We start from the raw sequence: 12936 nt of genomic DNA, 5'->3' as shown, positions 1-12936 counted from the left end.
TCTTATCCCCAGATAACAGATAACCAATAACAGTCATACAGGAGACACCGGTGATCGCTGCGCCATATCAGGAAACGGCCGGCCGTCGGCTTCGCGTTCTCGTCATTGCCGAGGCCGCCAATCCGGAGCTGATCAGCGTGCCCTTGGTGGGCTGGTCCCATGCCGAGGCCCTGGCCAGGGTTGCCGACGTGCATCTTGTGACCCAGGTCCGCAACCGCGATGCCGTTGTTCGGGCCGGATGGCGGGAAGGAAAAGACTTCACGGCCATCGATTCGGAACGGGTGGCCGGTCCGGCCTATCGCCTGACCCGCTGGCTGCCGGGCGGCTGGACAACCAAGATGGCGGTCACGGCTCTGACTTACCGCTACTTTGAAAGACTGGTCTGGCAACGCTTCGGTCCGGATCTGCGGACCGGGCGGTGGGACATCGTCCACCGGCTCACGCCGCTTTCGCCGACTGTGCCCAGCAGCATCGCCTCCCGTCTGGCCCGAATCAACGTGCCCTTCGTGATTGGCCCCCTGAACGGCGGCGTGGCCTGGACCAGGGAATTCGACGCGGCCCGTCGCTCCGAGCGGGAATGGCTTTCCTACGTCCGTGATGCGTACAAACTGATTCCGGGCTACCGCGCCACCAGGAAGCACGCTGCGGCCATCATCTGCGGATCCCGGGCCACTCTGGAGCAGATGCCCGTCTGGTGCCAGGCCAAATGCCGCTATCTGCCGGAAAATGCCATCGACCCGGCCAGATTTTCCCGGCAAGTGAACGGTCCGGTGCGGATGCCCCTGCGGGTGGCCTTTGTCGGCCGTCTTGTGCCCTACAAGTGTCCGGACATCCTGATCGAAGCCGCGGCTCCCCTGATCCGCGCGGGAAAAGTCGTGGTTGACATCCTGGGCGACGGGCCGTTGATGCCCCAACTGCAACAGATGGTCGCGGAATTGGAGGTCGGTCCCGGAGTCCGCCTGGACGGCTGGGTGCCCCATGAAAACCTGCAAGTCCGGCTGGCCGAATCGGATGTTTTCGGTTTTCCGAGCATTCGGGAGTTCGGCGGGGCCGTGGTCCTGGAAGCCATGGCCCTGGGCCTGGTTCCGGTGATCGTGGATTACGCCGGCCCCGGCGAGCTGGTCACCACGGATACCGGCTTCAAGATGCCCATGGCTTCCCGGGAAAAGCTCGTGGCCGCGCTGCGCGGCATTCTCGAGGATCTGGTCACGCACCCCGAAACCATTCGGCCCATGGGCCAACGGGCCCGGGAGTGGGTATTCCGGGAGTTCACCTGGGATGCCAAAGCTCGGCGGGTGCTTGAAATCTATCAGGAGTGCCTGCCTGAACCGTCGCGGGCTTAGCCGCGGGTGAGGTTCGAGTAACTGCTCAAAAAGATCGGGCGAGGAGGTTTACCGTGCAAGGAGTGTCTCAGGGGTGGAGTTTCGTGATTCAGCTACTGAGGGCCACGCTCCAGCCGGAACTTTGTCCTGAGTGCGTTACACCGCTGCCGCACTGGGGTGCGGCGCTCCCAGGATTTGCCCCGCTGATTGCCGCAAGTTATTGAGCAGTTACAGGTTCGACGCTTAAGGAACTGCGATCAAGGGAAAAACCGCCCCATGACTCCGATGATCCCCGTGGCCATGTTCGGGTGGCTTCCCTTTTCCATCTGGCTCTTCTCCAAGCTGCAGGCCCGTCATGCCGTCATCGCCGGATTCCTGCTGTCCTGGATGTTCCTGCCGCAATACTCTTACAATTTTTCCGGCATCCCCGACTACACCAAGGTCAGCGCCATGAGCTACGGCGTGCTGCTGGGCACGCTGTTCTTCAACAGCGAGGCCTTTTCGCGATTTCGACCCCATGTTTTGGACCTGCCCCTGGTCATCTGGTGCGTCATCCCTTTTTTCACGTCCCTGTCCAACGGGCTCGGGGCCTACGACGGGTTGTCCACGACCCTGGCCCGGTCCACCATGTGGGGCCTGCCCTACTTCATCGGCAGGCTGTACTTCTACAACCGCCAGGCCCTGACCGAACTGGCCTTCGGCATTTTCCTGGGCGGCCTGATCTATATTCCGTTCTGTCTGTGGGAAGTGGTCATGAGTCCGCGGTTGCACCGGATCGTGTACGGGTTTCATCCGCACAGCTTCGGCCAGACCAAGCGCGGGGGCGGCTGGCGGCCCGTGGTGTTCATGGAACACGGCCTGATGGTGGCCATGTGGATGGTCACGGCCTGGCTGAGCGGCTACCAGCTCTGGAAATCCGGATGGCTGGGAAGGAAGTTTCCCCGGTGGAAACAGCTCTGGGGACCGGTGGTGCTGGGCCTGCTGGTCACGGTGGTCCTGTGCAAGTCCACGGGAGCGCTGGGGCTGCTGGTCTTCGGCGTGTTCGTACTCTACCTCGTCCAGTTGACCCGCTGGGCCCTGCCCATGAAAATCGTCCTGCTGCTGCCGATCCTGTATGTCCTGGCCCGGGGCAGCGGATACTGGGACGCCCAGAACCTGATCGACGCCGCGGGACGCATCGCCAGCGAGGATCGCACCGCCTCCCTGGCCTACCGCCTGCAGAACGAGAACATTCTCTCCGACAGGGCCCTGGAACGGGCCTGGCTGGGCTGGGGGGAATGGGGCCGATCCTTTGTGCGCGACGAGGATGGCCGGGCCATCTCTGTTCCGGACGGATTATGGATTCTGGCCTTTGGCCAGAACGGGATTGTCGGGCTGAGCGCCCTGCTGGTCACGCTGCTCCTGCCGCCGCTGCTGTTTCTGATCCGCTATCCGCCCCGGCGCTGGCGCGACCCCCCGGTGGCCGCCATGACCTCCCTGCCCCTGCTGATGGGGCTGTTCACCATCGACAGCCTGTTCAACGCCATGTTCAACCCCCTGATCCTGATTCTGGCCGGAGGGCTCACCGGACTCTGGCTGGAAGGACCGGAAACTGACGCCGCGTTCGCGGCAAGCACTGCTCCTCATCCGGTGGAACCGAGAACACGGTTGTTTTAAGCGGATTTGATACTGTCGTCGTCATCCGCCGACTGTCAGTTTCTTACCACCGGTCTCCCGTGGCGGCTTTTCGACACATCATGTCAGAATAATCCCGAAATGATACGCACAGATCCCCTGTACAACGGCTTTTTTTCAAGCTAACTCGGAAGATGAGCAAACCCGACAACTAACTGCTCAACCATCAGCCTTTCGGGAGAGAATACGATGACCTACCTGACGGATAGATATGTCAATTTCTTCACGGATTACGGCTTCAAACGTCTGTTTGGCGAGGAACCGAACAAGGATCTGCTGCGGGATTTTCTCAACGAGCTTTTGAAGGAAGAGCAGGGCCGGATTATCGACCTGACATATCTCAAGGATGAAAATCTGGGTGGCACCAGCCTGGATCGCAAGGCCATTTTCGATCTGTACTGCGAAAACGAGCGTGGGGAAAAATTCATTGTCGAGCTGCAAAAGGCCAAACAGAATTATTTCAAGGACCGCAGCATCTATTACTCCACTTTTCCCATCCAGCAGCAGGCCCGGCGAGGCGCCTGGAATTATGAACTCAAGGCTGTCTACACCATCGGTATTCTGGACTTCGTTTTTGACGAGGACAAGAACGATCCGGAAAAATACCGCTACGACATCAAACTTCAGGATATCGTCACCCACAAGGTCTTCTACGACAAGCTGACCTTCATCTATCTGGAACTGCCCAAATTCACGAAGACGCTGGATCAACTGGAAACCCGTTTCGAGAAATGGCTGTATGCCATCAAGAACCTGGACCGTCTCGACCGAGTTCCGGATGCCTTACGTGAACAGGTCTTTGAGAAATTTTTCGCCGTGGCCGAGATCGCCAATTTCACACGGGACGAGGTACTCAAATACGAAGATAGTCTCAAATATTACAGAGATTTGAAGAATTCCTTCGATACGGCTCGTGAAGCAGGCCGAGAAGAAGGCCGAGAAGAAGGCCGAGAAGAAGGCCGAGAAGAAGGCCGGGAAGAAGGCCGGGAAGAAGGTATTCTGACAGTGGCTCGGAATCTTCTGGATATACTGGATGACCGAACAATTGCCGCGAAAACGGGTATGAGCGAAGAGGCCGTCGCGGCATTGAGGAAGGGAGCGTAGCCATAGAAAAGCCCATCCTCTTCCACAAGCCCTTTTCCCCGCCCCTCACCCATGGTCAGAGGGAAGAAATCACTCCGTCATTCCATTTGGAACCACCGAGTCCACTGCTTGAAACCACCGAGTCCACCGCTAAATCGTTGTCCTCAACCTGCGCAATGTATCGAATTGGCCACTTTGACACGATGAGTTCGCGTTGGAGCTCGAGAGGGCAACATGTGCGAAATCTTCTTTCAATCTGTCACCGCGTTTGGAGTGATGACCGGCGAGAGCAAAGCTTTTCACATTCTGTTGGTGGGGGATGGGTGCTCGATTTCGACGAAGATGCTGATCTCCCCGCCCCATGACCGCTCCTGACACCTCGTCACGCAAGGACCAGGCCGTGCGCGGCTCCCTCTGGACCCTGGTCGGATATGGCGGGTCCCAGGTGTTGCGTCTGGGCAGCAATCTGGTTCTGGCCCGGCTGCTCTTTCCCGAAGCCTTCGGCCTGATGGCTCTGGTCAACGTGTTCCTGCACGGGTTGCAGATGTTCTCCGACGTGGGCATCGGGCCGAGCATCATCCAGAACAAGCGCGGCCAGGAGCCGGCCTTTCTGCGCACGGCCTGGACCATTCAGATCGGCCGGGGAATCATTCTCTGGCTGGCCACCTGCGCCTTGGCCCTGCCCGTGGCGGCGTTTTTCGCGGCCAACGATCCCATGGCCGGGATGCTGACCGTGATGCTCCCCGTGGCCGGATTGACCGCCCTGATCAGCGGGTTCGCCTCCACCGGGGTCTTTCTGCTCAACCGGAAGATGGCCCTGGGCCGGGTCACGGCCCTGGAGCTGATCCCCCAGTTGTGCTCCATTGCCGTGATGATCGGCTGGGCCTGGATCGACCGGAGCGTCTGGGCCCTGGTGGCCGGCGGCCTGGCTTTCAGCGTGGTCCGGGTCCTGCTCAGCCATCTCTGGAACCCGGGCCCGGGGGACAGGCCGGGCTGGGACAGGTCGGCCCGGACCGAGTTGTTCAGTTTCGGCAAATGGGTCTTCCTGAGCACCCTGGTCACCTTCCTGGCCTCGCACCTGGACAAGCTGATGCTGGGCAGGCTGCTGACCATGGCCGAACTGGGCGTCTACAGCATCGGCCTGACCTTTGCCCGGGTAGCCATCCATGTTTCCAGCCGGCTCAGTTCCGTGGTCATTTTTCCGCTTCTGTCCCGGCTGCAGGACGAACCCCGGCGTCTGGTGGACGCCTGCCTCAAGGCCCGCGCCCCGGTCCTCTGGCTGAGCAGCGCGGTCTGTGCCGGGTTCGCCCTGGGCGCGCCCCTGTTCTTCGGCACCCTCTATGACAGCCGGTACGCGGATGCCGGGGTGATTTCCCAGTGGCTGGCCTTGTTCACCTGGACCCATGTCCTGGTCTCCAGCATGGACCGCATTCCCCTGGCCCTGGGCAGGCCTAAGGTCCTGTTCTCGGCCAACCTGCTGACCACCTGCGCCATGATCCTGGCCCTGCCCGGATACCTGATCCTGGGGCTGCCGGGCTTCATCCTGGGCATGGCCGCGGCCAATCTGGCGGCCCATGTCTTTCTTGTTTCCGCCCTGCCCATGCGGAACAGGGACATGGCCAGACAAAGCGCCCTGTTTTCCCTGGGCCTGCTCTGCTACACCGCGCCCCTGGTGCTGCTCCTGGATCACGTGCGCGTCACGGCATCTCCCTGGACCTACGCCCTGGCCGTCTGCTGCGCCGCGGCCCCGCCCCTGCTGCTCGGAGCCTGGAAGGCATGGGGGACGATCCGGAAACGGTAGTTCGGAGAAAAAGCGGCATGCGAGAGCCGTCAAGACACAAAGGCGCATCAAGTCGGAGACTGACGTCCCCTTACGGCGTAACTGCTCAAAAACTTGTGGCAAGCAACGGGTTCAACCCTGGGAGCGCCGCACCCCAGTGCGGCAACGGTGTAACGCACAAAGGGCAAGGTTCCGGCCTGAATATGGCCCCTGCAGCTTGGTCACGAAACTCCGCGTCGATGGATACAGGAAACCTCATCGCCCAATCTTTTTTGAGCAGTTACGATAAAGTCCTGGGAGCGCCGCACCCCAGTGCGGCAACGGTGTAACGCACAAAGGGCAAGGTTCCGGCCTGAATATGGCCCCTGCAGCTTGATCACGAAACTCCGCGTAGATGGAGTCGTTGCACGGAAAATCTCGTCGTCCGATCTTTTTGAACAGTTACGGTCGATTAACGCAATGTGCTGCATAACGATTTTTTCAAGACTTGTGGCAAGCATGACCTGGATTCCCGCCTTCGCGGGAATGACTTGTACTCATGCCGCCACCGGGTAAGTCACACCCTGAAGGTGGATAGTCAGTCCGCTTTTACACAGATGAGCCGGATAGTTACGGAGTGGCATGCCATGCAAAACACTGAATGGATCGAACTGGCTCGGACCGTCAGTCTGGGGACGTACCAGGGCATGGAAATCTTGCGGGAGCGGGGCGGAGATGTGCGCATCGCACGGGTTGCCGGGCCGGACGGGGACAGCGTGGTGGTCAAGCTCTGGAACCGTCCCGGGCCGCGGGGCGCCCTGCGGCGCTGGACCCGGACCAGTTCGGCCCGCCGGGAGTGGCGCACTCTGTGCCGACTGCACCGGTCCGGCCTGTTCGTTCCTCGGCCTCTGGCCTACATGGCCAGGCTGGGCCAGGGCGCAGCGCATACCGAAGGGGTGGTGAGCGGGGATCTGGGCCGCTGTTCCGATGCCGTGGAACACTTCAAGGAACTGATCCGGTCCGGCAGCGGCGACCAGGAAGCCGAATTTGTCCGGCAGGTGGTGCGGGCCACGGCCGTCATGGTCCGCCTGGGTCTGCTGGACACGGACCACCGTCTGCCCAATTTCGTGGTCACCCCGAACGGTCGCCCGGTCCGCCTGGATTTCGAACTCAACGTCCGCACCCCCTGGCCTCGATGGTGGACCAAAAAATACGGCCTGATGCTGGGCACGCTCCTGGGCAGTTTCGTCTTTGCCGTCCAACCGGACCGGGAACGGGCCGTCGCCTTTGCCGCGGCCCTGCGGCGGGAACTGAATCCCCCCCTGCGCGTGCTGCGGGCAGCCGAGACCCGGATGCGGGAAATGCTCCAACGTCAGGAGCGGGAAATCGGATTGCGCATGGAGGTGGACAATCCATGGAAGCTGTAAACGAAGCCGGCAACAAGAAAATGCCTCACCACCCGACCCCGCTGGTCATTCTGGGCATTCCCTTTCACGACGTCACCTTTGCCGAGGCCGTGCAGTGGTGCCTGGAACGGATGCGTTCCGGCCGTCCGGGCTACGTGGCCACGGTCAACCTGGATTTCGTGATGCAGTCCCGCCGGGATCCGGAACTGCAACGGATTTTGCTGGAAGCGGACCTGGTGGTGGCCGACGGCGCGCCCTTGATCTGGATGTCCGGCCTGTTCGGGCCCCGGCTGCGGGAACGGGTCACGGGGAGCGATCTGACGCCCCTACTGGCCGAGGCCTGCCGGGATCACGGCTTCGGCGTCTTCGGCCTGGGAGCGGCCCCGGGCGTGGCAGAAAAAGCCCTCAAGGAACTGGAACGCCGCTATCCCGGCCTGCGGGTGGCCGGCTGGCATTCCCCGCCCAAGGCGGACATCCTGGACATGGATCACGAGAGCATCCTGGACCGGTTGCGCCAGGGCGGGCCGGACCTGCTCCTGGTGGCCTTTGGCGCGCCGAAGCAGGAAAAGTGGATCAACATGCACTTCCGGCAGTGGCGGATTCCCGTAGCCATAGGCATCGGAGGGACCCTGGACTTCCTGGCCGGAGTCCAGCGCCGAGCTCCGAAGCTGGTGCAAAAGATCGGCATGGAGTGGTTCTGGCGGCTGCTCACCGATCCCCGCCGGCTCCTGGGCCGCTATGCCGCGAACCTGCTCTTTCTGGCAACGGAATCGATCCGCCTGAAACGCCTGGCCCGGCCGGACACCCGGTCCGGCCCGAAACTGCCCGCCCCTGACGCCGACATCCTGCGGCACGGCCAGGCCCGGATGATCCCCTTCCAGCCGCTGACTTCCCCGGAGCAGGCAACAGCGTTTTTGGAAACGGCCATGCCCCTGATCGCCACCCATACCCTGGTCCTGGACCTGGCCCGGGTCGAGGCCTTGAGCAGCATCGAACTGGGAACCATGATCCATCTGGACAAGGCCTGCCGGGCCCGGCAGCGACGGTTGCTGCTGTGGAATCCGCGGCCCAGAGTTGAACAGTTTCTCAAGGCCAGTGGGCTGGCCGACTATCTCGGCGTGGTCTCCTCCCGGGAGGATCTGGAGAGCCATCTGGCCAAGCTGAACGTGCTCATCCGCGACGGCACCGTCCTGGGCCTGGGCAGCGGGGTCATGACGATCCGCCTGCCCCTGGAATTGACGGTGACCAACCTGGACGCCTTCCGGGAACGCATTGAACGGGAGTGGAAAAAAATGACCCGGACGGGCCGGTTCTTCGAGATGGACATCAACGCCGAAGGGCTGGAATTCCTGGACAGCGCGGCCCTGGGATACCTAGTGGGGTTGAAAAAACAGGCTGATCACGCCGGGCTGGCGTTTCGCTGCCACGGCTTCCAGGGCGCTGCCGGCCGGACCGTCAGACTGGCCCGGCTGGAAGCGCTGCTGGGGGGCGCAAAGAGGGGTTAAGCCTGCCTGGCCAGGACATGGATGGCGACTTCCGGGGGGCAGTTCAGCCGGGCCGGCAGACCGGACGCCCCGGCTCCGCGGGAGGTGTAGCCCAGCATGCGGTCGTACTTCCAGGGGCCGCTGACATAGCGCCGGGGAACCGCGGCATTGGTGATGACCGGCAGGCCGCCGGGCAGGCAGAGCTGGCCGCCGTGGGTGTGCCCGCAGAGGTAGAGGTCGATCCCGGACAGGGCCGCCTCCTGTTGCGCCTCCGGGGAGTGACAGAGGAGAATGGTCGCGGCGCTTGCCGGTACCTCGGACAGGGCCTTGGCAATGTCCTGGGCCGCATAGAAATGCGGATCATCCGTTCCGGCGATCCAGATCCGCCGGCCGCCGCGTTCCAGGAACAGAGCTTCATTGATCAGCATCCGTACACCCAGGGCTTCCAGCCCAGGAACCATTTCCAGAAAATCATGATTGCCCAGAATGCCGATCACGCCCAAGGGGCAGGATATCGGCTCGAGCAGGGGGACGAGGCGTTTCAGGCTGGTATCGTACTCCCGGCTGGTCTGGAACCGGTAGTCGCCGGTCAGGACGCAAAGATCGTACGTCCCATGCAATTTCTCGAGCAGGCCGGCCAATCCGGCGCCCTGATCCGGGATGACGTCGGCATGAATGTCCGACAGATGCAGGATGCGCAGCCCATGAAACGGCTCGGGCAGGTTCCGGATCGGGAACGTCTGCCGTTCCACCCGATACTCCAGGCAGTTGCGCCGCGTCAGGCCGGCCAGGCCGGTCAAGCGCAGGGCGAAACCGACCACCATGGGCAGCAGTTCGCTGTTTTCCGGATGCAAGCGCAAGCGCCCCCGGCCGCCATAGACGTTTGCCGAATGCCGGGCCTGCAGCATCATCCGCCGACCGACATGTTCACGGCCGAGACGGGAAAGCAGCAAGGCGAACTGGTCGTTGTTCATGCGGTGGTCTCAAGTGAAGAGCAATATAGGTCGAATGTCCATATACATCCCCAAAGAAAACTTAAATCACGCAAAACACCGTCGCGTAACTACTCAGCACTTTCAGGTCGTTCCACCAATGAAAAGAGTCGCCCTCTGCTTGCCAAATTGAAATGGGCGGCTTCATTATTGGATTTTCTCCTGAATGAACGCCAGAACTAGAGATCAATCCATGCCATGGGATCGGGATGCAATGCGCCGTTTTTTTCGCGCAGTGTTTGAATCTTCAGTCGCAATGGCACGAAGCAGTTCAGGAGGGTCGCGCCGAAGGGAACCTTGCGCAGCAGGTTGCGATACAGCCGGGCAGCCTTGATTTCCCGCCGGGAAAAATATCTCTGCGTCACGAGCTTGCGCTCCCGGCGATGGGCCTGAGCGGACTCGCCGTCGTTGGATACACCGCCGATTCGAAAGACGGCGACGGGTCGTTTCAGATAGGCGCCTTGAATGTCGTGGTGCAGGAAAGCCCGGAGCAGCCATTCATGGTCTGCGGCAATGCGCAGTTCCTGGTCAAAATTGCCGCATCGTTCGAAGGCCTCTCGACGGTAGAGAATGGCCTGCTGGGTGATCGTCCGCTCCACCAGGGTCAACCTGTTGACCTGTCGGTGACGGCGATAGTTGCGTCCCCCCGTGAGACCTTCATCAAGGAGAACCACATCCCCAAAAATGATGTCCGCATCCGTGAATGCCAGACACCGTCCCATCATGGACAGCACCTGGGGGTCGTGCAGCATGTCGTCGTCGTTCAGAAAGTGCAGAGCCTCCCCCGTAGCAAGCGCAAGACCCTTATTCATGGCCTGATATATGCCGCCGTCCGCCTCCCGGACATGGCGCACCGGATAGGGCGCTGTTTCGGCGTACTCCAGAACAAGTTCCTGCGTGCCGTCCGTGGACAGGTTGTCGACGATGACGTGTTCCCAGGGCAAGGTCTTTTGGCGGGCAACGCTTTCCAGGGATGAACGCAATTGCGCCATCCGGTTCCATGTCGGCGTGATAATGGAAATTTTCATGTCGCAACCGCCTTCCACCATTGCCTGGACCGCGATTCCCAGGAAAAATCATGTCGCCGATCGTGGCAGTTGGACACCAGCGTGTGCGCGAGAGAATGGTCCTGAACCAGTCGGCTGATGGTGGCGGCCAGGCCTGCGGCATCTTCCGGCGCAAATAGCAGGGCCTCTTTTTCCGGACGCAGGACTTCAGCCACGGAGGGCAGATCGGAAGCCAGGATGGGCCGGTTCAAGCCAAGATAGTCGTAGGCCTTGGTCAGGGCCACGTAAGGCATGCGTCCCCGATACAGTGCCGGGATGACCAGGGCATCCACGTGCTTGAGCATGTCCGGCAGATCTCGAGGCTGAACCGGGCCGCGCACCTGGATCGATCCCTGCCGCTTGTTTGCCAGCAACCGTATTTCCTCCACCTCTGCCGGCTTGCCGCCGGCAATGATCAATTCCAGGGGCACACCGACATGACGGGATATTTCGTCCCAGGACAGAACCAGCCACTGCACGCCTTGTTCCGGATACAATGAGCCAATGTAGCCCAAGGTGAACGGACGCGTCATGTCTAGAACCCGCTCAGAAATCAGGCCGGGTTCAAAGCCGCAGGCCAGGCCGATATTCACGACATGTCTACCCGGAACCGTCTTTTCCAGCTGCCGGCGCAACTCCGAAGTGGTGGTCACCAGTATATCGCTGGCGGCAAGCACATCGCGCTCGATCCCAGCATCCGCGGACCGTGCTCCGCGCTCCAGGCACAGCAGCTGATGCGCTTCGTAGACCCGGCGCAGACCGTCTGTCGCCTTTTTACGGCGATAAAGAAAACGCATTAATTTCGGAAAACCGGCCCCGGCCAGGATATCTCGAGGCTGTTTCCATTTTCGCAGAAAAAATGTCAGCGACCAGTAGTAGACGGCATTGACGGTTATCCCGCGCCCGCCTCTGGGCTTGCGCAGGGCAGGCAGGGCGTGCAGGCGAAGGTTGGGCAGCGGGGCAAGTCCGGCTCGGTGGAGCATTGTTTCGGTAGTGCTCTCGGCGGCGAGACCACGAGAACGTGGACGTGGATACGCCAAAAGAACCGTCTCCCGCGGCTCCATCGCGGCCAGCCACCAGCAATGGCGCAGACAGTACAGGCCGTGGGCCGAACCGTCGCCGGGGTCCTGGTTGATGACGAAAAAAACAGTGCTCATGGCCCCGGTTCACCCTGGAGCAACGTATCGCAGGCATGGAGAACCTGTTCCAGGGAAATCCGCTCCGCGGGCGATTGCTGCCGATCCGGGTCCGCTTGTCCGGGCTGTACCACGATGTTCCGGGTCTGCCAGGGCGCCCACTCCACCGGGCTGGAGCCGATGAACAGGGCCACGACGGGAGAGGAGCAGGCCGCGGCCAAATGCATGGCCGCGGTATCAACGCCGACGAACAGTCTGGCCCGGTACAGCAGTCCGGCCAGCTGGGCCCAGGATGCGCGCCCGGAAGTGCTCATGATGCGCCTGGGCTCCACCTGACTGAGTCGCGCACATAAATCCACTTCCCGGACATCCGGACCGCAACTGAGCACGATGGCCGGAACACGGCGCAGCAACTGGACGCACAATTCCCGCCAGCGTTCCTCGGGCCAGCGCTTGATGGACCAGCGTGTTCCGGGGTGCAGCAGGACAAAGTCAACTAACTCGCGGGCAGGCGGCCAGTCTTGAGTTTTTTTCCTGACGAACTGCAGCGGAGGCAGTGGAGGGGTCAGTGGTGCAGGCAGACAGTCGCTGACCGTATGAAATTCCTTGTCCACCTGATGGCTCTTGTACCACCAATAGGTGGAAAAATCAGTGAAAGTTCGCCGCCACCACCAATGCAGGGGCCGACCGGCGGCATTGGCGCAACGATGACGCGCGCCGCTGACAAGGGTCAGCCAACGGCCTCGATCTCCATCACCAAGTTCAAAGGCGTAGTCGAACTTCTCCCGACGCACTGCCGCGGCCAGGGCAAGGTCGGAAACCCAGTTCCATGGGCGGCGTTTTGCTTTTTCCGGGGCAGCGGCCGTCAGAATCCGGTCAATATCCGGGCATCCGGCCAGGATGCCCTCGCAGCCTTGACGCACCACCACCCAGATCACGGATTGGGGATAGGTTTGCCGGACCTTGCGGATTACCGAGGTCATCAGCAGGGAATCGCCGATATGTTTGAGCTTGACGAACAGAATTTTCATCTG

General features: G+C 61.4%; 10 protein-coding genes. 6 read left to right on the top strand and 4 right to left on the bottom strand.

Annotation, left to right across the window (positions count from 1 at the left end; all coding sequences use genetic code 11):
• Window positions 1–50 precede the first annotated feature (50 nt).
• The 6 genes from ACYQ15_RS16015 (at window position 51) to ACYQ15_RS15990 (ending at window position 8749) form a co-directional block, all read left to right on the top strand.
• Window positions 51–1343 (top strand): glycosyltransferase family 4 protein, encoded by a 1293-nt coding sequence (locus ACYQ15_RS16015; protein ID WP_459938505.1) that lies wholly within the window; start codon window positions 51–53, stop codon window positions 1341–1343.
• A gap of 255 nt (window positions 1344–1598) precedes the next feature.
• Window positions 1599–2978 (top strand): hypothetical protein, encoded by a 1380-nt coding sequence (locus ACYQ15_RS16010; protein WP_459938504.1) that lies wholly within the window; start codon window positions 1599–1601, stop codon window positions 2976–2978.
• Window positions 2979–3185: 207 nt separating this feature from the next.
• The gene (locus tag ACYQ15_RS16005) at window positions 3186–4100 is read left to right on the top strand and encodes an Rpn family recombination-promoting nuclease/putative transposase (protein WP_459938503.1); all 915 of its coding nucleotides are present in this window, start codon (window positions 3186–3188) and stop codon (window positions 4098–4100) included.
• Window positions 4101–4440: 340 nt separating this feature from the next.
• Window positions 4441–5880 (top strand): oligosaccharide flippase family protein, encoded by a 1440-nt coding sequence (locus ACYQ15_RS16000; protein ID WP_459938502.1) that lies wholly within the window; start codon window positions 4441–4443, stop codon window positions 5878–5880.
• A gap of 605 nt (window positions 5881–6485) precedes the next feature.
• A complete protein-coding gene (locus tag ACYQ15_RS15995; RefSeq protein ID WP_459938501.1) occupies window positions 6486–7265 on the top strand; it encodes a lipopolysaccharide kinase InaA family protein in 780 nt (259 codons plus the stop codon).
• Entirely contained in the window at window positions 7253–8749 is a 1497-nt protein-coding gene (locus ACYQ15_RS15990) for a WecB/TagA/CpsF family glycosyltransferase (RefSeq protein WP_459938500.1), read from the top strand. The genes ACYQ15_RS15995 and ACYQ15_RS15990 overlap by 13 nt, the downstream gene beginning before the upstream one ends.
• On the opposite strand, the gene ACYQ15_RS15985 is transcribed toward ACYQ15_RS15990, so the two are convergent.
• The 4 genes from ACYQ15_RS15985 to ACYQ15_RS15970 all read right to left on the bottom strand — a co-directional run bounded on the left by ACYQ15_RS15985 (window position 8746) and on the right by ACYQ15_RS15970 (window position 12933).
• Entirely contained in the window at window positions 8746–9702 is a 957-nt protein-coding gene (locus tag ACYQ15_RS15985) for a metallophosphoesterase (RefSeq protein WP_459938499.1), read from the bottom strand. The two genes, ACYQ15_RS15990 and ACYQ15_RS15985, sit on opposite strands and share 4 nt — an antisense overlap.
• A 197-nt stretch (window positions 9703–9899) precedes the next feature.
• Window positions 9900–10748 (bottom strand): glycosyltransferase family 2 protein, encoded by an 849-nt coding sequence (locus tag ACYQ15_RS15980; RefSeq protein ID WP_459938498.1) that lies wholly within the window; start codon window positions 10746–10748, stop codon window positions 9900–9902.
• Complete coding sequence (locus ACYQ15_RS15975) at window positions 10745–11923, bottom strand: glycosyltransferase family 4 protein (RefSeq protein WP_459938497.1); 1179 nt, start codon at window positions 11921–11923, stop codon at window positions 10745–10747. The genes ACYQ15_RS15980 and ACYQ15_RS15975 overlap by 4 nt, the downstream gene beginning before the upstream one ends.
• Window positions 11920–12933, bottom strand: a complete 1014-nt coding sequence (locus ACYQ15_RS15970) for a glycosyltransferase family 9 protein (protein ID WP_459938496.1) — start codon at window positions 12931–12933, stop codon at window positions 11920–11922. The genes ACYQ15_RS15975 and ACYQ15_RS15970 overlap by 4 nt, the downstream gene beginning before the upstream one ends.
• Window positions 12934–12936: the final 3 nt, after the last annotated feature.

The organism is Desulfonatronum parangueonense (genome assembly GCF_054656975.1).
This window is presented reverse-complemented; position numbering and strand designations above follow the sequence as displayed.